General features: G+C 49.7%; 21 protein-coding genes. 6 read left to right on the forward strand and 15 right to left on the reverse strand.

What is annotated here, in order from left to right; genetic code table 11:
* The first annotated feature begins 296 nt into the window (after positions 1 to 296).
* The 3 genes from ACTHTY_RS07170 (at position 297) to ACTHTY_RS07180 (ending at position 4,512) form a co-directional block, all read left to right on the forward strand.
* Entirely contained in the window at positions 297 to 710 is a 414-nt protein-coding gene (locus ACTHTY_RS07170; RefSeq protein ID WP_440367232.1) for a type IV pilin protein, read from the forward strand.
* A 221-nt stretch (positions 711 to 931) separates the two neighbouring features.
* On the forward strand, positions 932 to 2,959 hold the full coding sequence (gene uvrB, locus ACTHTY_RS07175; protein ID WP_440367041.1) for an excinuclease ABC subunit UvrB: 2,028 nt from the start codon (positions 932 to 934) through the stop codon (positions 2,957 to 2,959).
* A 50-nt stretch (positions 2,960 to 3,009) separates the two neighbouring features.
* Positions 3,010 to 4,512 carry a P-loop ATPase, Sll1717 family gene (locus tag ACTHTY_RS07180; RefSeq protein WP_440367042.1) on the forward strand — a complete coding sequence of 501 codons (1,503 nt, stop codon included), beginning with the start codon at positions 3,010 to 3,012 and terminating at the stop codon, positions 4,510 to 4,512.
* A 254-nt stretch (positions 4,513 to 4,766) separates the two neighbouring features.
* Here ACTHTY_RS07180 and xth read toward each other — a convergent pair whose 3' ends face one another.
* The 4 genes from xth to ACTHTY_RS07200 all read right to left on the reverse strand — a co-directional run bounded on the left by xth (position 4,767) and on the right by ACTHTY_RS07200 (position 9,481).
* Positions 4,767 to 5,537 carry an exodeoxyribonuclease III gene (gene xth, locus ACTHTY_RS07185; RefSeq protein ID WP_440367043.1) on the reverse strand — a complete coding sequence of 257 codons (771 nt, stop codon included), beginning with the start codon at positions 5,535 to 5,537 and terminating at the stop codon, positions 4,767 to 4,769.
* Positions 5,538 to 5,704: 167 nt separating this feature from the next.
* Positions 5,705 to 5,983, reverse strand: a complete 279-nt coding sequence (locus tag ACTHTY_RS07190; RefSeq protein WP_308887010.1) for an ArsR/SmtB family transcription factor — start codon at positions 5,981 to 5,983, stop codon at positions 5,705 to 5,707.
* Positions 5,984 to 6,397: 414 nt separating this feature from the next.
* Entirely contained in the window at positions 6,398 to 8,179 is a 1,782-nt protein-coding gene (locus ACTHTY_RS07195) for an extracellular solute-binding protein (RefSeq protein ID WP_440367045.1), read from the reverse strand.
* Positions 8,180 to 8,278: 99 nt separating this feature from the next.
* Positions 8,279 to 9,481 carry a YihY family inner membrane protein gene (locus ACTHTY_RS07200; RefSeq protein ID WP_070607346.1) on the reverse strand — a complete coding sequence of 401 codons (1,203 nt, stop codon included), beginning with the start codon at positions 9,479 to 9,481 and terminating at the stop codon, positions 8,279 to 8,281.
* 99 nt (positions 9,482 to 9,580) lie between these two features.
* On the opposite strand from ACTHTY_RS07200, the gene wrbA reads away from it, so the two are divergent.
* Together wrbA and ACTHTY_RS07210 are read left to right on the forward strand one after the other, a co-directional pair.
* On the forward strand, positions 9,581 to 10,186 hold the full coding sequence (gene wrbA, locus ACTHTY_RS07205; protein WP_440367046.1) for an NAD(P)H:quinone oxidoreductase: 606 nt from the start codon (positions 9,581 to 9,583) through the stop codon (positions 10,184 to 10,186).
* A gap of 197 nt (positions 10,187 to 10,383) precedes the next feature.
* Positions 10,384 to 12,561 carry a TonB-dependent siderophore receptor gene (locus ACTHTY_RS07210; RefSeq protein WP_440367047.1) on the forward strand — a complete coding sequence of 726 codons (2,178 nt, stop codon included), beginning with the start codon at positions 10,384 to 10,386 and terminating at the stop codon, positions 12,559 to 12,561.
* Between the two features lie 189 nt (positions 12,562 to 12,750).
* Here the strand turns inward: ACTHTY_RS07210 and aroG are convergent, their stop codons facing one another.
* From aroG to ACTHTY_RS07265, 11 genes are all read right to left on the reverse strand, one after another.
* On the reverse strand, positions 12,751 to 13,794 hold the full coding sequence (gene aroG, locus ACTHTY_RS07215) for a 3-deoxy-7-phosphoheptulonate synthase AroG (RefSeq protein WP_440367048.1): 1,044 nt from the start codon (positions 13,792 to 13,794) through the stop codon (positions 12,751 to 12,753).
* Positions 13,795 to 14,072: 278 nt separating this feature from the next.
* A complete protein-coding gene (locus tag ACTHTY_RS07220; RefSeq protein WP_049332207.1) occupies positions 14,073 to 14,750 on the reverse strand; it encodes a TIGR02117 family protein in 678 nt (225 codons plus the stop codon).
* A gap of 211 nt (positions 14,751 to 14,961) precedes the next feature.
* Positions 14,962 to 16,458: a subtype B tannase gene (locus ACTHTY_RS07225; protein WP_440367049.1), complete on the reverse strand. Its 1,497-nt coding sequence runs from the start codon at positions 16,456 to 16,458 to the stop codon at positions 14,962 to 14,964.
* 294 nt (positions 16,459 to 16,752) lie between these two features.
* A complete protein-coding gene (locus tag ACTHTY_RS07230) occupies positions 16,753 to 18,228 on the reverse strand; it encodes a surface lipoprotein assembly modifier (protein ID WP_440367234.1) in 1,476 nt (491 codons plus the stop codon).
* Positions 18,229 to 18,384: 156 nt separating this feature from the next.
* A complete protein-coding gene (locus ACTHTY_RS07235; protein WP_049329501.1) occupies positions 18,385 to 18,756 on the reverse strand; it encodes a hypothetical protein in 372 nt (123 codons plus the stop codon).
* Between the two features lie 171 nt (positions 18,757 to 18,927).
* Positions 18,928 to 19,623 carry a M48 family metallopeptidase gene (locus tag ACTHTY_RS07240; RefSeq protein WP_314459515.1) on the reverse strand — a complete coding sequence of 232 codons (696 nt, stop codon included), beginning with the start codon at positions 19,621 to 19,623 and terminating at the stop codon, positions 18,928 to 18,930.
* 65 nt (positions 19,624 to 19,688) lie between these two features.
* The gene (locus tag ACTHTY_RS07245; protein ID WP_440367050.1) at positions 19,689 to 20,420 is read right to left on the reverse strand and encodes a lysophospholipid acyltransferase family protein; all 732 of its coding nucleotides are present in this window, start codon (positions 20,418 to 20,420) and stop codon (positions 19,689 to 19,691) included.
* Positions 20,421 to 20,491: 71 nt separating this feature from the next.
* Positions 20,492 to 21,070 carry a D-glycero-beta-D-manno-heptose 1,7-bisphosphate 7-phosphatase gene (gene gmhB, locus ACTHTY_RS07250; protein ID WP_039862535.1) on the reverse strand — a complete coding sequence of 193 codons (579 nt, stop codon included), beginning with the start codon at positions 21,068 to 21,070 and terminating at the stop codon, positions 20,492 to 20,494.
* A gap of 20 nt (positions 21,071 to 21,090) precedes the next feature.
* The gene (locus ACTHTY_RS07255) at positions 21,091 to 22,152 is read right to left on the reverse strand and encodes a glycosyltransferase family 4 protein (protein ID WP_440367236.1); all 1,062 of its coding nucleotides are present in this window, start codon (positions 22,150 to 22,152) and stop codon (positions 21,091 to 21,093) included.
* The gene (locus tag ACTHTY_RS07260) at positions 22,149 to 22,622 is read right to left on the reverse strand and encodes a DUF7832 domain-containing protein (protein ID WP_440367051.1); all 474 of its coding nucleotides are present in this window, start codon (positions 22,620 to 22,622) and stop codon (positions 22,149 to 22,151) included. Before ACTHTY_RS07260 ends, ACTHTY_RS07255 begins: the two co-directional genes overlap by 4 nt.
* A gap of 93 nt (positions 22,623 to 22,715) precedes the next feature.
* Positions 22,716 to 23,957, reverse strand: a complete 1,242-nt coding sequence (locus tag ACTHTY_RS07265; protein WP_314512874.1) for an aromatic amino acid transporter — start codon at positions 23,955 to 23,957, stop codon at positions 22,716 to 22,718.
* A 210-nt stretch (positions 23,958 to 24,167) separates the two neighbouring features.
* Between ACTHTY_RS07265 and ACTHTY_RS07270 the strand changes: the two genes are divergently transcribed.
* Entirely contained in the window at positions 24,168 to 25,172 is a 1,005-nt protein-coding gene (locus ACTHTY_RS07270) for a DUF6236 family protein (protein WP_049333661.1), read from the forward strand.
* Positions 25,173 to 25,185: the final 13 nt, after the last annotated feature.

Here is a 25,185-nt window from a genome sequence, read left to right on the forward strand (position 1 = left end):
GGCCGCCCAGCCTGCCGTGAAAAAATAACCTGACGGACGATCGTGCCGTATACGCCGCCCCGAGGCCGAACTGCTTGCCGGTTCGGGATGACGGGCGGCTTTGTTTGGGCAGTGGCAATAAAACTTGAACCAGTGGAGACTTTACATTGGGTGAAGGGATAAACGGATAGGGTACCTCTTGTTGGATAGAGATATAAAAGATAAAGGGAAGAAAGATATGTACTTAAAAACATTTGACGGAAAACGGAATAGGGCAACTGCAGAGGGGCTACTCATTGGTGCAGCTGTTGGTTGCGATGCTGTTGGTTTCGATATTGGCGACGGCGGCATTGACTGCCTATCGGGAGTCAGTCCGCTCGGCCAACTTGCGTGCGGCTCATGCCGCCCTGCTGGAAAATGCGCGCTTTATGGAGCAGTTCTACACAAAAAAGGGCAGCTTTAAGCTGACGTCGACGAAGTGGCCGGAACTGCCGGTGAAGGAGGCGGGCGGTTTCTGTATCAGGATGAGCGGTCAGGCTAAGGGCATCCTGGAGGGTAAGTTTACCTTGAAGGCGGTGGCGCTGGATAGGGAAGCGGAGCCGAGGGTGCTGCGTTTGAACGAGTCGCTGACGGCGGTGGTATGCGGGAAGATGAAGGGGAAGGGCAGCTGTACGGACGGTGAGGAGATATTTAGGGGCAATGATGCGGAGTGTAAGCCTTTTATGGGGTGACAATAGGGTGGAAAGGAGATAAGAGAGTAAAAAGGACGTGCACAGGCACGTCCTTTGGGGAGAGGGGAGTTTAATTGTTCCTGCCAACACAACCAACCTCAGTTAGCTTTAGCTAAGGAAGGAGATGAAATATTTAGTCTTGTCAGATTGGTACACTATAAATTTTCAGACGGTCCTTTGTTATAATCCTCTCTTTACCTGAATATAAAACAGGCCGTCTTATGGAAGTCATCCAATACCCAAATTCCCCCTTCAAACTCCACCAACCCTTTCCGCCCGCAGGCGACCAGCCCACCGCCATTGCCGGCCTGCTCGAAGGACTTTCAGACGGCCTTGCCTACCAAACCCTTCTCGGCGTAACCGGTTCGGGCAAAACCTACACCATGGCGAACGTAATTGCGCAAAGTGGCCGCCCCGCCATCATCATGGCGCACAACAAAACCCTTGCCGCCCAGCTCTATGCCGAAATGCGCGAGTTTTTCCCCGAAAACGCGGTGGAATATTTTGTGTCTTATTATGACTATTACCAGCCCGAAGCCTATGTGCCCAGCCGCGATTTGTTCATCGAAAAAGACAGCGCGATCAACGAACACATCGAACAGATGCGCCTTTCCGCCACCAAAAACCTGATGACGCGCGACGACGTGATTATCGTTGCCACCGTGTCCGCCATTTACGGTATCGGTGACCCAACCGAATATCAACAAATGGTATTGTCCGTCAAAGAAGGCGACACCATTGAGCAGCGCGATATCATCGCCACGCTCGTTTCCATGCAGTACGAACGCGGCGATTTGGACTTCAAACGCGGCAGTTTCCGCGTGCGCGGCGACGTGATTGACGTGTACCCCGCCGAAAGCTCCGAAAACGCCTTGCGCATCAGCCTGTTCGATGACGAAATCGACCGCCTCGATATGTTCGACCCGCTTTCAGGCAGCCTGCACCAACGCGTCGGCCGCTATACTGTCTTCCCGTCCAGCCACTACGTTACCCCACGCAACACCGTATTGCGCGCCTGCGAGTCCATCAAAGAAGAATTGCGCGAACGCATCGAATTTTTTGCCCGTGAACAACGCCCCGTTGAACAACAGCGCATCGAACAGCGTACCCGCTTCGACCTCGAAATGCTCTACGAAATGGGCTTTTGCAAAGGCATCGAAAACTACTCCCGCCACTTCTCCGGCAAAAAAGAAGGCGAACCGCCGCCCACGCTGATGGACTACCTGCCCGACAACGCCATCATGTTCATCGACGAAAGCCACGTTACCGTCACTCAAATCGGCGGTATGTACAAAGGCGACGCATCGCGCAAGCAAAACCTCGTCGACTACGGCTTCCGCCTGCCTTCCGCCCGCGACAACCGTCCGCTCAAATTCCACGAATTTGAAAAAGTCATGCCGCAAACCATCTTCGTTTCCGCCACCCCCGCCAAATACGAAGAAGAACACGCCGGACAAGTGGTCGAACAAGTCGTCCGCCCCACAGGGCTGGTCGATCCCCAAATCATCATCCGCCCCGTCGCCACCCAAGTTGATGATTTAATGAGCGAAATCAATGACCGCATCCAAAAAGGCGAACGCGTACTCGTTACCACCCTCACCAAACGCATGGCGGAGCAACTCACCGATTATTACAGCGAACTCGGCATCAAAGTGCGCTACCTGCACAGCGACATCGACACCGTCGAGCGCGTTGAAATCATTAGAGATTTACGGCTCGGATTGTTTGATGTACTCGTCGGCATCAACCTGTTGCGCGAAGGCTTGGACATCCCCGAAGTCTCCCTCGTCGCCATCCTCGACGCAGACAAAGAAGGCTTCCTGCGCTCCCACCGCAGCCTGATTCAAACCATAGGCCGTGCCGCGCGTAACGTGAACGGCGTCGCCATCCTGTACGCCGACAAAATCACCGACTCCATGAAAGCCGCCATCGATGAGACCGAACGTCGCCGCGAAAAACAAATTAAATTCAATGAAGAACACGGCATCGTACCGCAACAGATTAAAAAACAGGTTAAAGACATTATCGACGGCGTGTACCACGAAGAAGACAGCGGCAAAGGTCGTCTGAAAGGCAAAAACAAGGTTAAAGTCGGCGAAATCCACAATGAAGAAGACGCAATTAAAGAAATCGCCAAACTGGAAAAAGCCATGCAGCAGGCGGCTAGGGATTTGCAGTTTGAAGAAGCGGCAGTGTTAAGGGATAGGATTCGGGGGATTAAGGAAGGGTTGTTGTTTGGTGCGGAGTGAGATTATTATACTAGTTACGAATATTTAATAAATTTTAATGGGTTATTAAAATGAGTTCTAATGGAATTACATCACTAACAAAAGAGCAAGTGCAACATATCCGCGAATTTTGGCAGGGCGACTCATCTTTTATTGGCTATCCTGATGCAGAGCGCGATACAACTCATAATAGTTGGTTTGACAATTTGTTAGTACAGCCAAAATGGTTTAAAAAAGCAATTTCCCCTAAAACAACAGTTACTGTTGCTAGAAAAGGGGCTGGTAAATCAGCTGCAAGGTTAACCAGCATACAAAACCGTAAACAGGACTTTTCTACATTAATTGTTGAAGTGTCGGCCGATGAACTTGCCTCATTACATTCAGAACGTTTGAAAGAGGCATCAGGGCGAGGTTATGGTGCCGTTGCAGATTGGATACAGATATATGCGGATCTTATTTGTCGCAAACTTGCGCAAGGAATGAGTGGTCAGTTACTTGTTGGTGATGATGAGGCTATTTTACGTGCTTGGGCGAAAATTAAGGGGGTCACAGAAAGAGATTTTGGTGAACGGATTATAGACGTTTTGAAAACCATTATTCCATGGGTAAATAAAGTGTCTACTGAAAATTCAGAACAAGAAAAGTATAGCCCTGATAGATTTAATCGTATCATGCAAGCAACAAAATTCGTATTATATGTCGATGATTTCGATAATTTACAAGAAGAAGGTAACACTACTAGCATTCGATTAATTAGAGATGCAGTTGAAGCTGCTGATAGAATAACACATGATAATAAAGATGCAGAAGTACATTTATTTATGAGACAAGATTTATGGCTAAGTCTAAATCCAGGTTGGCATTATGCTGATAAAATAAGTGGAGTAATGTCTCTGAATTGGGATTTTTCTGAGTTAAAAGAATGGTTTCGTCAAAGATTGAGGCTTGCAATTGGATTGGCATTAGAAATTAGTCCTGCATTAATTAAAGTACCATTTAATGATATGTGGCATGTCTTTTTTGAACCTGAGGTAACTCTAAAAAATAAAGAGACAAGTGATTCATTTAGTTACATTGTTCGAAGAACAATGTATACACCTCGTAGCCTTGGCAACCTGATTAAGCATGCCTTAGATGCGGCCGAAAAACTACCAGTTTCTAATACTGAAGTCTACGAAGCTGAGTGGAGTTATTCAATAGACCAACTTGAATTCTTAAAGACGGAATTTCGATCTTTGTGTAAAGGTTTAGATATTTGCCTTCAATCTTTTACAGGAAAACCTTTGGAATGGAAGGCATCTGATTTATATCGGCACTTAAAAGGTTTAATTGGTAATGGGCAGGTAAAACTAAAGGATGGTGTTTTACATGATGCTAATGAAGCGGTTGCCCTTGCGCGTTTTCTTTTTAGAATTGGTTTTTTAGAAGTGCGTTACCCTGAAGAAGGTAGATTTGAAGTGCGTGATGTAATGAGGCATCCAGATCATTGGAAAAGTGTCCGAACTGATGATGCAGTACGATGGGCTGTCAGAAGTGCTTTTTTTAATGGTCTAAAATCTCATCGCGGATATTAAGCAAGTGTAGCAAACCGTAGCCTACACCCCCTCCAACCGCGTGCGTGGCTGCGCCACTCACCCTACCTGCGAACGGCACAAACTTTAAAAACGATGTGTAGGGTGTGTGCGGTACGTACGCACGCGTTCTTTGCCGTTCAAACCATTGTTTCAAACTTTCAGACAACCTCAAACGTTCTCTGAAAACCTCTTAGCGTAAAGGCCGTCTGAAATCCAGTTTTCAGACGGCCTTATTGTTTATATTGCTTTAAAATCTAACAGTCAAACTCGGCAATCACCGGCGCATGGTCGCTGGGGCGTTCTTGGGCGCGGGTTTCTAGGTCGACTGTGACGTCGGTAAGGGTGGCGGCGAGTTCGGGGCTGGTGAGGATATGGTCGATGCGCAGGCCGAGTTTGCGTTGGAACATGGCGCCGCGGTAGTCGAACCAGGTGTAGAACGCGCCTTCGGGGTGGACTTTGCGCAGGCTGTCGGTCAGGCCGAGGTCGAGTAGGTTTTTAAACCATTGTCTTTCGATGGAGGAGCAATGGATTTTCTCGTGCCATTTTTCGGGGTCGTAGCAGTCGGCATCGGCCGGGGCGATGTTGAAGTCGCCGAGCAGGACGAGTTTGGGGTGGACGGCCATTTCTGCGCGGACAAACTCGGTCAATGCGGCAAACCATTGTTCTTTGTATTGGAATTTTGGGCTGTCCAGGGCTTCGCCGTTGACGCAATAGACGTTGATGACGCGCACGCCGTTGATGGTGGCGGCGATGACGCGGCGTTGCGGGTCGTCGGGGAGGGCGGGAAGGCCGCAATGTACGTCTTGCGGTTCGTGGCGGCTGATGATGGCGACGCCGTTGTAGGTTTTTTGGCCGCTCCAGACGCAGTGCCAGCCCATCATTTGCAGGGCGGCGGCCGGGAATTTGTCTTGGTCGAGTTTGAGTTCTTGTAAGGCGAGTATGTCGGCTTGGTGGTCGGCCAGCCAGTTTTGTACTTGGGGCAGGCGGACGTTGAGGGAATTGACGTTCCAAGTGGCGATTTTCATGATGTTTCCGTGTGTGCTGTTGGGTGGGAAGGCGGCGGATTGCGCCTGTGGGCATGGGCGGTATTGTATAGCGGATTGGTTTATTTTTCGATATGGGCTGAAAGTGGCAGGCCGTCTGAAAGCTGATGTTTCAGACGGCCTTGATGTTGTGATGTGGAATCATTTATTTATTCGGCTTGGTCTTTGAGCGTGCGCAGGGTATTGAGGATGGTGGTGGCTTCTTCGGAGATGAGGCGGTATTCGATGATGCGGTGGTAGCGCGTGAAATCGATGATGCCTTCGGTGCGCAGGCGTGCGAGGTGGTTGGCAATGCCGGTCGGGGAGGAGTCGAGCGCTCGTGCCAGTTCGGTAATACTGCGGTCGCCGTCAAGCAGCAGAAAAAGAATGGCCATACGTTCGGGGTTGGCAATCAGTTTGAGAATGGTAGAGAGACGCTTGATTTCCATATTATTGTTCCTTTTGTCTGTTATATGAATGCTTGATTTAGGTTAAATTTGGATGATTGTAGTTTTTATTAAGATTAACCTTATAATTCAAATTCTTACCTTGCAGTGTACACGGTTTTGTAAAATTTGAGGGCATTGTTTTGCAATTTTTTTGTTCATTTTCGATATTTTGCTTCGGTTGCGAAAATGGATTGAAAAGAGACAAAAAGGCCGTCTGAAATGTTCCGTTGCAGATGATTTTGCTGACGGATGTTTCAGACGGCCTTTGATTTGGCTTTAAGTTGTTTTTTCTTTTATGTTTGTTTGGAATCAGTTGATTGATTGTTTTTAAACAAACAACAAGATTTTATGATTCTATGCTTAGGACTACACGCCAAGGCTTGTCAGACGCTTGGATGTGTTGTCGAAATGCGACTACTTTTTCTTCCAGCCTGCGGTCATGGCGAAGGTAATGGGGTCGTAGTATTTCGGCAGCTTGGACGGAATGCCGACATCGTTACGGTACACGACGCGGTAGCGGTCAGCGAACCAGTTTGGAACGATGGTGTATTGGTGGCGTATCAGTCGGTCGAGCGCGCGCGAGGTGGTTTGCAGCTCTTGGCGGTTGGTAAAGCTGTTGAAATGGGTCAGCAGTTTTTCGACCGCAGGATGACAGACGCCGGATAGGTTGCGGCTGCCTTCGGTTTTGGCGGCGGCGCAGCTGAAGTAGTCGTATTGCTCGTTGCCGGGGCTTTCGCTGTTGCCGTAGTAGCCGGTGGTCACGTCAAAATCGAAGTCGTTCATGCGTTTTTGGTACACGGCGGAATCGGCGGTGCGCACGTTCATGGTAATGCCGATTTTGGCAAGGTCGCGCTGCCATTTGGCGGTAATGCGTTCGTAGTTTTTGCTTGGGGCGAGGAATTCAAAGGTCAGCGGTCTGCCTTGTTTGTCGACTGCTTTGCCGTTTTTGTATTGATAGCCGCCTTTTTCAAGCAGGGCGCGTGCTTTGAGCAGATTCGGGCGCACGCCCAGTTTGGGATCGGTAACCGGCGGCATAGGGACGTCTTGATCCAATACGCCGTCGGGCAGCTTGGTGCCCAATGATTTGAGCAATGCGGTTTCTGCACGGTCGGGCTTGCCGGTTGCGGCCATGGTGCTGTTGGTGAAGAAGCTGTCGGTGCGGCGGTATGCGCCGTAGAAGATGCGGCTGTTGACGCTTTCGTAGTCGAAGCTTTCAATCAAGGCGCGGCGGACGTAAATATTGTCCAAAGGCTTGTGGCGCATATTGATGACGAAGCCTTGCATGCCGGCTGTGCTGTTTTGTACCCATTCGTGTTTGGACAGATTACGTTTTTTGAGGACTTCGTCGGAGTAGGCGCGCGCCCAGTTGCGGGCGACGTTTTCTTGTACGAAGTCATATTGGCCGCCTTTCAGACCTTCGATGCGGACAACTTCGTCTTTGACGTATTTGATGCGGATGTGGTCGTAGTTGTAGCGGCCTTTACGCACGGGCAGATTTTGCGCCCAGTAGTTTTTGTCGCGGACAAACTCGCTGATGCGGCCGTTTTCAGCTTTGGCAAAACGGTAGGGGCCGGAGCCGATGGGCAGGCTGTTGGGCGCGGCGGCCAGGCCTTTGGGATAGCTTTTATGCGAGAAGACGGGCAGGCTGCCGAGAATCATGTGTAATTCTGAGTTGCGCTGTTTGAAGCGGAACACGACGGTGCGGTCGTTGGGCGTTTCTACTTTGGCCACGTCGCTCCAGTAGAAGTGGTACATGGGGGCGGCGGCTTTGTCTTTGGTCAGGATGTTAAATGAAGCGGCAACGTCTTTCGCCAAAACGGGGTCGCCGTTGTGGAATTTGGCTTTGGAGTTGATTTTGAAGGTAACGGAAAGGCCGTCCGGCGCCAGGGCGATGTCTTCGGCAATCAGCCCGTAAACGACGTAAGGTTCATCCATGCTTTGCTCGGTCAGGGTGTCGAGCGTCAGCATACTGATGCCGTATTCGTGGTTGCCTTTGAGGGTAAAGGGGTTGAGCGTGTCAAAAGCACCGAGGAAAGGCGTGGTAAATGAGCCACCTTTTGGGGCGTTGGGATTGACGTATTCGAAAGCGGTGAAGTTGGCCGGATATTTGGGTGGTTGGCCAAGGCCTACGCCGTGGGCGGCGAAGGCGGCAGATGGAATCAAACCGAGCAGAGAGAGTAGGGTTGGTGTTTTCATCTATTTTTCCTTATAGGTCGAATGTAGTATTCAGTAGTGTGCCGATTATAGCAAAGGCCATCTGAAACTTGATATTTTTGGTTTCAGACGGCGTCAGGTTTAAGAGGATTGCTTTTTCGTATGGGCGCCGAACTCGGCCAGCGTCATGTTCAAGGTTTCCAAGCAGGGCTGCATGATGTGGTCAACCGTTTGATTGACCTTGTCTTTGTTGAGCGTTTGCGGACGGTAGACGAAGAGTTTGAACAGCTCTGCCAAGTCGATGGACTCCGCACCCATTTTCAAGACCCAGCCCTGACGGCCGGAATAGACATATCCGTGCCGCGCCAGTTTTTCCAAAAGCTCGCCCAATTCGTCAAAGCCCATATTGATATGCCGTCTGAACTCCTGCACCGGCAATGCCTTGCCGTTTTGTTGGGCAGAATCGAGCAACAGCAGGATTTTCAATACATCATCAAAGCGGCCGCGCGCATCCAGACTGCGGCGGAACGCTTCGCCGCGCCAGTAGGACAGGGACGAGGTCAAAACTGCGCCGCCCAATACCAGCGTCCATAATAGGTTGAGCCACAACAGGAAAAACGGTACCGCGGCAAATGCGCCGTAAATCGATTTGTAGCCGTCAAAGTTGCCCATGTACCACGCGAACAAAAAGCGTGCCGTTTCCAAGCAAAACGCCGTTACGGCCGCGCCGACCAAGGCATGGCTTGCCGGTACGAAACGGTTGGGCACAAAGCGGTATAAGCCCCACAGCAGCACCGTAATAAATGAAACCGTAGTGATAACCCTCAGCCATTCCGAGCCGCCCACTACTTGCACCTGACCGATCACGACCGACAAGCCCACGCCCAAAGACAAAGGCCCAAACGTCAGCAACGCCCAATACACCAAAAACTGCATCATCCAAGGCCGTTGCGAATTGACGCGCCAAATCCGGTTGAACGCATTGTCTATCGTCCGAATCAGCATCAGCGAGGTTACGACCAACATCACACTGCCGATGGCCGTCAGCTTGGTGGCCTTATCGCGGAACGCATTGATGTAGTCAAACACCATGTCCGCGCCCTGCGGAACGATGGTGCGGTTGATAAAAGAGACAAATTCCCCCGACCATTGGTCGAAAACGGGGAAGGCCGACGCGATGACGACCATCACCGTCAACACGGGCACCAAAGCCAAAAGCGTTGTAAACGTCATGCTTGCCGCTACCTGCGGCACGCGCTCTTCATCAAAACGGCGCACGACAAACCAAGCGAACGCCACGCCTTTACTCTTTAAAAAACCTTGCCACCATTGCGAAAACGGCATAACCTTTTCCCACTTTTAAATTGAAATTTCTTCTTTTCAGACGGCCTGAGTATTTAAAAGGCCGTCTGAAACCTGACAGCATTGTAACGGAAACCCCAAATGAACCCAAATCCCCTGAAAATCCTCGTCCTCTTTTATTCCCAAAACGGCAGCACGCGCAACCTTGCCCGCCAAATCGCACGCGGTATCGAAAGCGTGGACGGTTGCGAAGCCGTATTGCGTACCGTTCCCAAAGTTTCCACCGTTTGCGAAGCCGTTGAAAAAGCCATTCCTGACGAAGGTGCGCCATACGCGACTGCCGACGACCTCAAAAATTGCGCCGGCCTTGCGCTCGGCAGCCCGACACGTTTCGGCAATATGGCTGCCGCGATGAAATACTTTATCGACGGCACCATTCCCCTTTGGCTCGGCGCAGAACTCGTCGGCAAACCTGCCACCGTATTCACCAGCACATCTTCGCTGCACGGCGGCCAGGAAAGCACCCTGCTGACCATGATGCTGCCTCTGTTGCACCACGGCATGTTCATCAGTGGCATCCCGTATACCGAGTCCGCGCTCAGCAATACCCAAAGCGGCGGCACGCCTTATGGCGCAAGTCATGTTTCCGGCCATGACAGCAAGCCGGCATTGACTGCTGAAGAAAACGATATTGCCTTCGCACAAGGTAAACGTTTGGCAGAATTGGCACGAAAATTGGCAGACTGATAAAAAGATTAAGGCCGTCTGAAAACCTGATAATATGGGTTTCAGATGGCCTTTTAGTTAATTATGATTAGTCTTAAAGAAATATTTTTAATTAAACAAATGACTTAGAAAATAGTGGTTAGAACATAGTTTCATCGGACTACATCTTTTTGATAGAATCTGCCACCAAATTGAAACATCAGCTAATTGGAGAGGCTATGTCACTACCTGTATTTCCCTATGGCAAATTAAGCTTTGCCGTCAGTCTGGCGCTGTGTTCGGCGTATTCTTTCGCAACCGAAGTAGAAAATACCCAGCTGCAAGAACGTGTCGATTTACCGACAGTTACCGTCCAAGGTGTCGGAAAACAGACTACTTCCAACTACACTATTCCCGCTTCCTCCGCCGCGACAGGCATCCGCCTGACCCAGCGCGAAACGCCGCAGTCCCTGTCTGTCGTTACCGAAAAACAAATGGACGACCAAGGTTTGGATACCTTGCAGGACGTGTTGAAACAAACACCGGGCGTGTTCCACAGCAAAATGGGCAACAACGTCTCCGGCCACAGCCAATTTATTTCGCGCAGTCAGGCGATTGACAGCATTTCCGTGGACGGCGCGCCCAAATTCCTTTACGACGGTAAAGCCATCCGCCGCGGCACCAACAATCTGGACAGCACATTGTACGAACAAGTCGTCGTCGTGCGCGGCGCAAGCGGTTTGTCCAACGGCGGTATGGGCGAGCCGGGCGGTACGGTTGCTTTGGAACGCAAAAAACCGACTGCCAAGCCAGCCATCAGTGTGGAAGCCGGTGTCGGTTCGTGGAAACACTACCGCTTCGTCCTTGATGCCAATCAGCCTTTGAATGCAGACAATACCTTGCGCGGCCGCGCTATTTTGGTCAGCGACCATGGCGGCGATTACCTGCCGAACACTTCGCGCCACAATCACACTTTCTACGGTACGTTGTCTTACGATATCACGCCGCAAACCCAATGGCGCCTCGGTACGGAAATACACCGTTTCCGCAACAACGGCAGCTCGCGTTTCAGCTATCTGACCGCAGCAGGTTCGCGCCGTACTGGATTCATACCGTTTGAGTCTTCGCCGCGCAGTAATTCGTCCGCACGCTGGGCATATGGCAAAGACACCAGTGCCGAAGTGTTCACTTCCCTCAGCCATGAGTTTGACAACGGCTGGAAACTGACAGGCGATTACAGCCATGTTTCGGGTAAAAACGACATCGTTTCAGGCATTGCCGGTACTTTTGTCATTAATTCCGATTACTCCGCGCTCTTTACGTCTGACCGCGATCGCAGCAAATATCGCGACCAAGATTTCTCCCTGACTTTGGATGGTCACTATCCTGCATTGGGTCGCTCGCACGAGTTCAATGTCGGCATCAGCCATCAGGACAACAAAGAAAACCTATCTTTCTATGAAGAAGGCGAATCGATGATTCCTGATTTGCGTAAATTTGACGGTAACATCGCCAAACCCGATATGCCGTATCTGCGCAATGGTTTTTCACGCATGAAAAACTTGTCGGTTTACGGCTCGACCCGTTTCAAACTGACCGACAAGCTCGCCTTTATCGGCGGCAGCCGTTTTGTGGATTGGCGTTACCGTTACAGCACCAGCCGTAACAAATTCGCACACAGCAGCCACAAACAAAACGTTTTCATTCCTTATTTGGGCGTAACCTACGACATCGGCGACAATCTGACCGCCTATGCGTCTTACACCACCATTTTCCGTCCGCAAGTGCGTTACCTGACCAAAGACGGCGCAGCGCTCAAACCGCAACGCGGCAAAACCTACGAGACCGGTTTGAAAGCCTCATGGTTTGAAGGCCGTCTGAATGCTTCCGCCTCCGTCTTTATGAACAAACGCGACCATTTGGGCGTTGTCGCAGGCAAATTCGCGAATGGCGAGGAATACTACCGCGCAGCCGACAACACCACAACAAAAGGCGTGGAACTCTCTGTCGGCGGCCGCCTGAGCGATAAATGGCTGCTGAATGCGTCTTATGCACGTTCCAAAATCAAAGACAGCGAAGGTGTTCAACTGCATCCGTCTTACCCGGTTCATTTGTTCAAACTCTTTACCGCGTATGACGTGACCGACCGTTTGAACCTGGGTGCCAACGTCAACTGGCAAAGCCGCAGCCACACGCTGGATGAATACCCTGCAGACATCAATCCGGCTGCCGCGGCCGCGTTGACCCAACGTCCGTACGCAACGCTGGACTTGACCGGTCATTACAAAATCGGCAAATCCACCCGCATCAGTTTGGACTTTGAAAACGTCTTTAACAAACGCTATCGCACCATGCCGGATATTCACGTTTACGGCACGCCGCGTAGTGTGACTGCAACGGTTAAACACACGTTTTAATTGAAAAGAAAAGTAGGACAGGCCGTCTGAAAACCTGAATGATCGGGTTTTCAGACGGCCTGAATATTTCTAACATATTGTTTTTATGTCGAACCTGACTAAAAATTGCTCGGGATCTTGAGCAAAGAAATCAAAATGACAAACGCAAAAAAGACCGGAACATATCCGGTCTTTTTAATGGTTTCGCACTTACGCTTGGTAACCTTTCGCTTCGGCAAGAAGGGCCAGCAATTCTTCAGTCGTATCCCAACCGATGCAGGCATCCGTAATACTTTGACCGTAAATTTCAGGCTTATCCTGACGGCCTTCAACCAAGTGGCTTTCCACCATCACGCCCATGATGTTTTCTTCACCGGCTTTCAGCTGCGCCGCAACATCGCGCGCCACATCCATTTGTTTGCGGAAGTCTTTACGGCTGTTGGCATGGCTGCAGTCCACCATCAGTTTGCTGCTCACGCCGGCTTTTTGAAGCTGCGCAACCGCATCTTTAACGTATTCCGCACTGTAATTAGGCTCTTTACCGCCACGCAAAATCGCATGGCAGTCAGGGTTGCCACTGGTGTGGACAATCGCGGAATGACCGGCTTTGGTTACAGACAAGAAGTGGTGCGGATGATTGGCGGCGCCGATAGCGTCGATGGCGATTTTCAGATTGCCGTCCGTACCGTTTTTAAAGCCGACAGGGCAGGAGAGGCCGCTGGCCAATTCGCGGTGTACCTGGCTTTCAGTCGTACGCGCACCAATCGCGCCCCAAGAAATCAGGTCGGCATAGTATTGCGGCGTAATCATGTCCAAGAATTCAGTCGAAGCAGGCATGCCCATTTCGTTCAAAGTCAGCAACAACTGACGCGCTTGGCGCAGGCCGTAGTTGATGTCAAACGTACCGTCCAAGTGCGGATCGTTAATCAGGCCTTTCCAGCCAACGGTTGTACGCGGTTTCTCAAAATACACGCGCATCACAATCAGCAGCTCTTTCTCATATTTTTTGCGCAAGGGCAGCAATTTTTGCGCATATTCAACCGCTGCCTTAGTATCGTGAATCGAGCATGGGCCGATAATGACCAATAAACGGTTGTCGCGGCCGTGAACCAAATCCGAAATCTCATGACGTGTTTTATAAACCAAATTGGCAACCTGAGGCGTAACAGGCAGCTCATACAAATGTGCGATTGGAGGGAGTAACTCTTTGACTTCTTTTATCTTAATATCGTCGGTAGGGTGGTGTTGGGACATGATGGGCTCTCTTGTTTATTTCTGATACAGGTTACAGGTTTTAGCAGAATTAAACAAGGCTTAGTTTTTTGTTTTAGCAATTTTATTCTAAAATTTCTTTATTTTAATTATTTTATAGAATTTAAAATTAGTTTGTTTATAAAAATTAATATTTAATGCTATTTAAAAATTTCATTTATATAATAAAGGGTTTTGAGTTTTTATCAAAATACAGGCCGTCTGAAAATTTCAGACGGCCTGAAGTCTTACATAGACCAAAAAATTGAGAAGCGTGGAGACTATCGGTATTGTTCCAGCAAGGGCGAAGAAAAAGGAGTCCAATACACGCCTTTAAGGCCGCTTTCAACCAATTTGTCATTCAACCAAGTGTTACAAGTATTGAATAAATGATAGCGTCCTTTGGCTTCGTAAAAAGCATCGTTAGACTGATGATGGATTCCTTTTAGCAAGATGGGTTGCCCATTTTCTTGTTGAAAACCGGCCAAGAGCGATTTTGTTAAATTCCTGTATTGCTCAGGCGTGACTAAAAATTTGACGACGTGGCTATTTTCTCGTGGTTCAAAAGGATAATAAGTAACATGAATCAGCGTACGGTTCAGCCCGCTTAATGCACCTAAAGCATTGGAGAACGTCAAATCTTTCCACTCAGGTGTGTATAAATAAAAATTGCGTTCCCCCCAGCCTAAACCGATATGCGTTATTTGAGGATCAGCAGTGAGCGTGTCTTTTGGATTGACGACATCCGACCAATCAAAAATATCATTCTTCAGCGGCATTACTACATCAGTATGTACTCCGTTACTGACTAAAAATAAAGTAATTTCTCCTTTGGGTTGCTCTTCATTAAGCGGCAATGAAGCCATCATCCAAGCAGACAAAAAATACAATAGGGCAAAAATAGGGATAATCAGCGCTATTTTGCCGATTTTCTTAAGGATGTGAAGGAAGGAGCGCATTCGTTTTTTTAAAGGCAATTAAATTTGAAGGTGTGTATTTTCCATTAAATTTGTACTTTTTTCATTAGAAATGAATAGATGGTATCTTGCGACTAATGATAAAAATGGTTGTTTAATTTAAATAAAAGAAAGGTCGTCTGAAAATATTCAGACGGCCTTTTTCCAATTAAAACGGGATACCAAATCTCATCTCAATCTATGTTGCGAACGATTATTTTGTAGAGCTGCTGACTTGCTTCATCCAGGCAAACAGGTCGTCTAAGTCATAATCGCCGCCGTGGCCGACATCCCAAGGCAGGGCGTAGTCGACGGTTTGGCCGCTGTTTTGCAGTTTGGCGGCTAAGACGGCGGAGACTGCCAGTGAGGTGTCGCGGTCGTTGGTGCCGACACGGATGCGCCAGTTTTGCGGCAGGTTTACGCCTGGTTTGCCGATGTAGTTGAGCGGGTTCATGATTTTGATGGTTTCTTCATCTGCGATTTCGGCGTTGGAGGCGGTGTTGTGTTGCATGGAGAACGCGGTGAAGTGGCGTTTGTCGACGGTATTGGTGCCGAAGAGTTGGTTTTCGCCTGCGCTCAAATCTACGCCATCAAAGGCCGGCGGTGTTTTTTGGCGGCCGGCGGCTTTGGCGTAGGCATCGAAATCGACGGAGACGACTTTGCTTTTGCGGACGGTCAGCCAAGTGCGGTCGCTCAGGTCTTTGCCTGCATCAAGTTGGGCTTGTGCGGATTTGGCAATTAAACCGGCAATATGGTTTTTAAAGCTGCCGTTGCCTTGGACATCCAGCGTCAGGGGTTTGCCTTCGGGGGATTTCAGGTTCAGGCTGTTGAGGTATGCAGGGTATAGGGGTTTGAGGAGGTCGGACAGTTTTTTCTCTTCATCGGTTAGTGTGCCTGCGACCAGCTCGCGTTTGACGCGGTAGTCAAGCATGGAAATGTTCATTTTTTTGTAGTCGTTGATACCATTGAACTGCCATTCGTAAGCCATGTCGGCATGGTCCAAATCGGTAATCGGGCAGTAGGCGGATACGGCGAAAACTTTGTCGCTGCCGTCTGCCGCGCCTAAGGCTTTGAGGTGGTTTTCATAATCTTTTTGGTCGGCTGTTGCGCCTAAGAGGGCGGACATCGCGCCGCCTGCGCTTGTGCCGTTGGAAATGATTTTTTCGGCATCGCCGGGCATGACTTTGTCGTTGGCTTTCAGGTAACGGACGGCGGCTTTCAAATCGATAATGGCGGCAGGTGCTTTGCCGGTGGGTTCTGTTCGGCCGCGTGCGCCAGGGGAGGCGACGACGTAGCCTTTGGAGAGGGCAATCAGGGCGGCGTTGGGCGATTTTTGGCCGTCTTCAGGCTCGCCGCGTTTGCCTTCTAAAGCGGGTTTGCCCGGTTCGGCCGGCATATAGCCGCCGATTTGGTTGGGCAGGAAAATCGGTGCGGTTTCGGCGTTGAAACCGTCTATCTCGCCGCCGTTGTAATAGGCTTCGGGTACATAAATATTGATGATTTCGTAACGGGTATCGACAGGATTGCGGACGTAAACCACGCCTTCGTAAGCGCGGAATTTGACGGTTTGACCGTTCACTTCGATGCTTTGTTCGGTGTATTTTTGTTTGGAGAAGTCTAGGTCGTAGGTGTCTGCGGTTTTGACGGAAGCGCAGGCGCTCAATCCCAGCGCGACAGAAACGGATAAGAGGGTTTTGTTTAGGGCGTTCATCATCATGCTTTCTGAAGAGGTGTGAACGGATATGATAACGAATACTCAGGTCGTCTGAAACGCCAAGTCGGGTTTCAGACGGCCTGATCTCTTTGTAACGTTATGTAGTGTTGTACGTTACGTTGTAAAGTAATATTGGCTTAAATCTCATCTATTTGATAAATATGAATTTAATAAGACATTATGCCTTAAAAAATCTATTTATCCGGTATCTGTAAAAGTGTAAATCTGTCTTGTAAATCAGTAAGCAGGTGTGGCGGTATTTATGCTTGATTCGCGGATTCAACGTACTTGTCAGAATGTTTTGCTCAATTCGACAAACATTCTAGATTTGCCGTATTCGTAGAACTTGTCGTTGCTCCATGTTTTGTTGTGGGCAATGGTCAGGCGCGGGGTGATGCCTTTGAAATGGAGGGCGCGGTGCCATACGCTCAGGGAGACGGAGGCTTCTTTGTCGCGGCGGTTTTGTTCGTTGCTGAAGAAGCCGGGGGCTTGGTAACGGCGTTGGGCGGCGCTTAGGCGTAGGACGGTGGAGAGGCCTTTGGGCCATTCTTGTCCCCATGTGGTGCGCAGGGCGTAGCGGTTGAAGCTGTCGCCTTTGTCGTCGCGGTTGCGTTCGCGGTAGAGGTCGATACCGGCTACCCAGTATTGGCGCGCGTTGCGGTAGTACACGATGGAGTTGCTGAGTAGTTGGCTGGTGTTGTCGGAGTGCTCGCGGCGGCTGTTTTTCAGACGGCCTGCTTCAAATACGCTGAGGGTTTGCAGCTTGGGTTGCCACCAATGGTTGTAGTGGAGGCGTGCGCCGTTGGTGTAGGTGTAGGGGTCGTTGCCGTAGAAGCGGCGTTCGTGGAACGGGGTAATGCCGATATCGTTGCGCTGGTCGGCATAGCCGAGGCCTGCGGAGAAGCGTGTGGTGAGGTCGTTGTAGTTGGTGTGTTTGGGATAGATTTTGCCGTAATGGTCTGCGCCTACCGTGGCATAGAAGCCGCGGGGCAGCGACCATTTTTTTTCTGCGCCGATTTGGTAATGGACTGCGGTGGCATCGATGGGTTCGGGGAATGTCCAGCCTCGGAAGCAGTTGTCGTCGGGATAGGCAAGGTGCACGGCGCGGCATTGTTCATCGCTCAGGTGGTTGCCCAGACGGCGCTGGCCGGGAGCTTGGTTGATGTTTTGTTCGCGCGTGATGTTCAAGCCGGCGTTGAATTGCCATGAGTCGCGTTCGCGCAGGGCTTTGCGGTAGGTTTCGATGCGTTCTTGCAAGGCAGAGGGGAGGGATTCGGTTTGCAGTTTGTCAAACTGGTCGGCCGCGGCTTCGTTTTGTTTGTCTTCAAATAAGGCGGTTGCAAGCTGCCAGCGGACGGCAGAAGCGTCGGGTTGCTCGGCGATAAAGCGGCGGTAATGGCCGACGGCTTCGGCGGCGCGCCCTTCGGATTGGGCAAGCAAACCTTTGGCATAGCGCGCCATGGCGCGGTCGTGTTCTGGCCATTGTTCGTAAATGGGCAAAACGGCTTTGATGCCGGGGATGTTGTGGGCGACGACGGCGGAATACATGGCGCGTGCCAGTAATTCGGTGTTGGCAAGCAGGGTGTCGGCATCGACGTTGATGATTTTTTCAGACGGCCTGTTTGTCTGCTCGGCAGTGATGTTGTGCGTTTCAGGTTGCTGGGGTTCGGCTGTGTTGACTTGAAGCTCGGGTTTCACATCAGGTGGTACATCGGCGGCGTGAAGGGAAAGGGGAAGGATGGCGAGGAGGAGCAGACGTTTTTTCATGGCAATGTTTGGAATGTTATCGGTATAAGTGGGCAGATTGTACAATGTTTTGAGTCGGAAATTTTGCAAACCGATTGCCATTTTATCTGATAAAGACGACAAAAGGCCGTCTGAAACCCGATGGGATTTCAGACGGCCTTTGTTTGCGAGTCGGATTTAGTTTTTGTCCAAATCTAAATCGGCTTTGTATTCGATACGACCTTGGCCTTTGTCTTCGATGGAAACGTCCAGCTCTTGTTTGCCGCGTTTGAATTTCAGATCGGCATCGTCGTGTTTGATTTCAGACTCAACCACATGGAAACCTTTGCTGCGCGCGTGGGCGATCACTTTTTTGGCCAAGGAAGGAATGGAATTGCGTTGGCCGGAAAGTTCGGCTTCGTATTCAAATTCGCCGTTGCCTTGATGATCGGCTTTGATGGTATGCGCGCCATCCGGACGGTAGATTTCGGAAGGTAGCGGGGAGGCGAATGCCGTGGCGGAGAAAAGAGCCAAAATGCCGGTGGCCAGTAACGATTTTGCTTTGGTCATCGGTTTTCCTTTCTGAAAAGGGTTTTGAGAACGACATCATCTTATCGGCAGGTATGAGGGGCGACAAGCGGATAAACCTGATTTTACGCGCGGCTACATGATTTGTTTGGAGGGCGTTGATTCTTTGCTTTGGGCTGGTGTTTGCTTGCAGAAAAATGCTGCTGGAAAGACTTAGCCGAGGTGGAATAATTCGCCGCCGTGCGCCTTCAGCCATTGTTTGGCTTGGTCGACATGCGGCGTGAGCGAGTGGGTCAGAGTCCAAAACGCAGGGCTGTGGTCGGGATGGCGCAGGTGTGCGAGTTCGTGCAGGCAGACGTAGTCGGCGACATATTCGGGTGCGCCGATAAGCCGCCAGTTGAGGCGGATGCCGGTAGTGTGGCGGCAAACGCCCCAGAAGGTTTTGGCGTTGGAAAGGGAAATGGCACTCGGGGTCAGGCGTGTGGTTCGGATATGGCCTTCGAGGCGCGGCAGCAGATACTCGTGTGCACGTTCGTGCAGGAAGCGGCGCAAATGGGTGAGTTGGGCGGCGGTTTCTTTTTCGGGCAACAGGATTTCAGACGGCCTGATTTGGATGTGGTTTGCTGCGTGGAAGGACAAGGCCGTCTGAACGCCTTGATACCAAATCCATTCGGGAAGCGAGTCGGTAGGTGTTTGTCGGGCCGGTGTTTTGTTTAGAGTACGGCGCAGGATGGCTTCGTTGTCGTTCAGCCATTGGATAAAGGTGTGCTGGGTAACAAACGGAGGGATATTGATGCTGACAGTATCGGGGGAAACGGGGCGCAAGATGAGATTTTTCTTGGCACTGCGTTTGAGCTGGATATGAATAGTGAGGCCGTCTGAAAGGGTGTGGCTATGGAGGTGAGGCATGATATTGAGGGAAAGATTGGACGATATGAAAAGGGCGGGCATAGCGGCCCACCCGATGGAATGATTTATTTGGTTTTGGGCGCGAACGGGCCTTGTCCGGTAATCAGGGGCTGTTGGCTTTCGATCCATTGCTCGCATTGGGCCATGAGTTCGGCTTCATTGCCGTTGTTGTGGGCAATGGGTTTGCCGATGATGACGCTGACCATGCCGGGGTATTTGAGGAAGGAATTTCGCGGCCAAAACTCGCCGCTGTTGAGCGCGACGGGGATAATGTCCATCTCGAACATTTTTGCCATGCGTGCGCCGCCGAGTTTGTAGCGGCCTTTTTCGCCGGGCGGCAGACGTGTGCCTTCGGGGAAAATGGTAATCCAATAGCCTTCGTTTTTACGCGCAAGGCCTTGTTCTAAGAGTTGTTTGTTGGCTTCGCGGCTGTTGCTGCGGTCGATGCCGATGGTTTTAACCAGCTTCAAGCCCCAGCCGAAGAAAGGGATTTTGAAGAGTTCGCGTTTGGCAACATAGACTTGCGGCGGAAAAATCTCTTGCAGGGCGAGGGTTTCCCAGCCGCTTTGGTGTTTGGCGCAAATGATGGCAGGGCGGTCGGGAATGTTTTCCGCGCCGCTTAAGGTGTAGTTCAAACCGATGATGTGCTTGAGCGACCAGTTGAGGATGCGCACCCAAACTTGCGCCATTTTGTGTGCACCGCCTTGGAAGGGCAGGGCAAGCAGCATAAAGGGGAACAGTAAAATAATGCTAGAGGAAAGGATGAACCAGTAAATCAGGTTACGGATAATCAGCATATCGGGGAAAAGTCAGTCGTTTGAAGGCCGTCTGAACACCGTTGTCGGCAGTTTTCAGACGGCCTTGTCGTTTATAGGATGGCTTGCGCGGCTTCTTCGATTTGTGTGTTTTCACGCATGATGTATTGCGAGAAAGCGAGTAGGTTGTCGAAGACTTGGGTGTGTTCGGGCAGGTCTTGTTCGTGTTTGGCCAGCGTTTTTTTGCCTTTGCCGGTCAGGACGAGCGCGGATTTGCCGCCTGCGGCATCAATGGCTTGCAGGTCGCGCAGGCTGTCGCCGACCAGCCAGGTTTCGGCGGCATTGGCCTTGAAGCGTTCGATAATGTCGATAATCATGCCGGGCTTGGGTTTGCGGCATTCGCAGTTGTCGGCAGCAGTGTGCGGGCAAAACCAAATGCCGTCGATGGTGCCGCCTGCTTGAACGGCAAGGCGGTGCATTTTAGCGTGCATTTCAGTCAGGTCTTGCACGGTAAAGTATTTGCGGCCGATACCGGATTGGTTGGTAGCCACGGCGATGGTGTAGCCTGCCTGCGTTAAAAAGGCGATGGCATCCATGCTGCCTTCGATGGGAATCCATTCGTCAACGGATTTGACGAAATCGTCGCGGTCTTGGTTGATGACGCCGTCGCGGTCGAGGATGATGAGTTTCATGGTGTTCCTAAATATTGTTTTCAGACGGCCTTCAACATATTGAGAGTCTGGTCGATATGATGCGTTAAGGTGGGATTATAGGTTAATGCCTGCATAGGAGAGGTAATTTTGTGTTTTCCCTGTTGTTTGAGAGAAACCGCTTGAGTGATGGCTTGTGCCAGTGTTTCTGGGTTTTGACGTGAGAAAAAGAAGCCTGCATTTTTGTTCATGACTTCGGTACATGCCATATTGTCGGAGAAAACAACTCGGGTTCCGCACAAAATAGATTCTATGCCAACCAGTCCGAATGGTTCGTATAGTGATGCCATGATAGTGAAGTCAGCAGCTCGGTAAAGTTCAGGCATATTTTTGCAGAAACCAAGCTCAATGACGTTGTTTATCGGACGAGGTAAGGGCGATCCGGCAACAGCCAGTTTGATGGGTAAATCGGTATGCTCGAAAAATTCTGCTAATAAATCCAAACCTTTTCGGGTGTGTCCGGTTGATGGAAATAGGAAAATAGTTTCGTCGTCTTTAAATCCGTATCTCGCACGAGTTGCAGGAATTTCTTCCGGTTTGGTGTAGAAGCGTGCAGTATCGGCAGGTGGATGGATAACACGGATTTTTTCAGAAGGCACTCCATAGAGGTTGATCAACTCGTGTTGCATTAGGTGTGAATGCGCCATGATCAATTTTGCTGTTGAGTAGTTGGTACGGTTACGCCGAATGATGAGTCTATCAAGTAAGTTTGGGGTTTTACCTATGTTGTGCAGGTAACCTAAGTGTGTACCGCCGCAGACAAAGATATCAGCATAATCACTGGGATTGCAGGCAATAAGGGGAATATTTCTGTTTTGCCGAAGCTTGGCCAATTGCATACTGAAGAAAAAAGGGCGCAACTTTTTTGGAATCTTTTTTTGATTGACGTGATGCGTATCAACTTGGCGGTATTCAGGAACCGTTGTATCGATTTGTGCAGCAAAGACTGTAGGTTTGAGGCCGTGTGCGCTTAAACCACGGACAAGGTCAAAGGTGTAGCTTTCCATACCGCCACCTGGACGGAAGCAGTTAATAGCAATGTCAATAGAATAGTTCGGCTTCATTGTGTGGATTCTTTCGAATATTTTTCTGCTTTCAAACTGCTTTGCCATTTTTCAAAGGCCGTCTGAAAAACGGGTGTCAGTTTGGCGAAGGTTTCCGGGGTGTTTTTGACGTGGTAGAAGCCGCCGAGCGAGGGCGTGTCGAGGGCGAGGACGTAGTCTTCCATAAATGCGCCGTAGCCGTCTTCTTCGTCGGTGTAGTAGAACTCGGTAAACCGGTGGCCGAGTTCGGTAAAGTCATCCGCCGTTAATGCGCCGTCCATGTGTTTGAGCAGGAAGTGCCGTCCGCTGATTTTGCCTGCAGTCATGGCGGCGAAGTCGGCTGCGGTTTCGGGGGCGGTTTGCCAGACGGGGTTGACGAGGCCTACCTGTGCCGCCCACTGCCAGTACATGCCGATGTGGGTAGCGGCGTTTTCGGGCGGGAGCTGGTCGGGATAGTCTTCGTCGAGATGGAAACGGATATTGTCGTACATGGACGGTGTTCGTTGGGGGAAAGAGGGTATTGTAGCGGAAAATAATGAATTAGGCCGTCTGAAAGAGGGTGTTTCAGACGGCCTTAAGGGAATTTAACCTTTAAATACGGGAACAAGCTCCATTTGGCTCAGTATTTGGGCGGCAATGTTGATGATGCCGAAGAGGAAGACCCAAACCATCAGCCAGAATCCGCCGTAAACTTTGTAGTTTTTGCCGACGCCGAATTTATGGCGCGAACGGTAGAGCAGCATGGCGGGGATGATGCCTGTCCAGATGGTGGCGGCCAAGCCGACGTAGCCGATGGCGGTAACGAAGCCGGTAGGGAAGAGCAGACAGGAAATCAAAGGCGGCAGGAAGGTCAGCGCGGCGGTTTTGGTACGGCCGGAGATGCTGTCGTTCCATTTGAAGATGTCGGCGATGTAGTCGAACAAGCCGAGCGTTACGCCGAGGAAGGACGTTGCAATTGCCATGTAGGAGAACAGGGTCAACACTTTGTCCATATTGCCGGTTTGGGCGAACTTGGACAGCGTTTCGATCAGGACGGAAACTTGGCCTTCGGCGGCGATAACCGGTGCGAACTCGTTGCGCGGCAGGTTGCCTTGGATGGCGACTTGCCAGAGGACGTAAATTACCAAGGCAATCAGCGTACCCGACCACAGGGATTTGGCCACTTTGGGCGCGTCGCCTTTAAAGTATTTGAGCAGGCTGGATACGTTGCCGTGGAAGCCGAATGAGGCAAGGCAGACGGGCAGGGCGGTGGCGACATAAATCCAGTAGCTGGTGCCGGCAGGTGCTTGGGTGTCGAACAGGACAGGCATTTTGGCATCGGCAATCAGGCCGCCGGTTGCCCAAATAAAGGTCAATACCATGCCGCCGATGAGGATGCTGGTGAAGCGGTCAACCAAGCGTGCGGATGCCCAAACGCAAAAGGCGAGAATGCCGAAGAAGACGAGTTGGCCGATGGTGAGCGAAATTTCGCTGCCTACTGCGCTGCCGATGCCTTTGGCGGTCAGGTCGCCGCCGACGAAGATGTAGGCGTAGGTGAGCAGGTATAAAACGAAAGCGACGGCAATGCCGTTGATGACGTTCCAAGCCGGGCCGAGCAGGTCTTTAACCATGGTGTCGAAGCTGGCGCCGTGTGGATAATGGGTGTTGACTTCCAAAATCATCAGGCCGCTGGAGAGCATGGAAAACCAGGTGTACAGCAACACGGCCAGCGAGCCGGTAAACCATACGCCGGAGGTGGCGGTCGGGTTGGCAAGCATGCCTGCGCCGATAACCGTACCGGCGATAATCATCGCGCCGCCGAATAGGGAAGGGGTTTTGGTTGACATTAGTTTATCTTTCTTCTAGAAATGCGTGGCTGCCATTATGCCGTAAAGTGTAAGAAAAGGTAAAGTAAAGGCCGTCTGAAAACCTGATTGTCGTTTTCAGACGGCCTTTTTTATATCAGATTAAAATTAAAAATATCCTTGTAAATGTATCATTACTTCCCAATATAATTACTACCTTAAATTACTTCCTAGCTTTGAAAGGTAACAAAAATGTGTGTAGAGCGTGGGGTTGTTATTTCTGATATATTCGAACCAATATATAAAGTAACTTCAACCAAAGAACCTTCTAATCATATAGAAGGCCTTATATCTTATAGGAATAAACTGCTGATTCCGCCGAGGGAGACTTATTTTGAGTTAAAGGAAATTAGTGGTTTATCGTCTAAAAGGAATTTACGATCTTCAGATATTATTAAATATTTAGTTTATTGGGATAAAATTGATTATCCTGTAAATAAAATATGTTTAGTAAGATTGGCTGATCCAGACTTAATAATGTTAGAAGAACAAGGTATTCTTACTAGAACCATGTCCCCCGTTGATAATCATCGAATTGATCCTGATTTATTTTTAAAATCACAATTGTGGGCTCTAGAACAACATATAAAATCATCTAAAGGACAATGGACTCTTGCTCAAGATATTTTTGAGACAGATGATTTATACTTTCCTTTGATAAATGAAGATAATAAAAAGCAAATTATAGAGTTTAATTTAATAAATTCACTACCTGTTCCTATTGATAGTACACCAATTTATGAAATTCTTGACTTTAAATATCGAAGAAGAGATGAGTTAATTAGGCTTCGTGAACATTTAGATACTATTTATAATTCTATCATTCAATCTGAAGAGATACAAAAAACTTATCATAAAAAAATACAGGAGATTCAAAAAGATTTATATGACTTAAATAGATTATTTAATGAAAATAAAATACGTACTCGACTAGATTCGATGAAAGCACATTTTCAAAATATATTACCAACAGATAAATATAGCCTTTTTGCTACACCTCCCACTATTGCAAGCATTGCTAAAGAAATACCGCTATTAGCTCCATATATTCCTGATATCGGTGTTCAATTAGCAGCAGGAGCAATGCTTTGTTTTAGTTCTAAATGGCTAAAAAGCCCTCCGATTGTACAATCAGTAGAAAATAGTCCTTTTGCTTATACTTTTAAAATGGGACGCGAATTTAAGACAAACTCATAATATAAAAAGGCCG

The sequence above is a fragment of the Neisseria sp. P0019.S002 genome (genome assembly GCF_051957155.1).
Classification (GTDB): Bacteria; Pseudomonadota; Gammaproteobacteria; order Burkholderiales; family Neisseriaceae; genus Neisseria; species Neisseria perflava.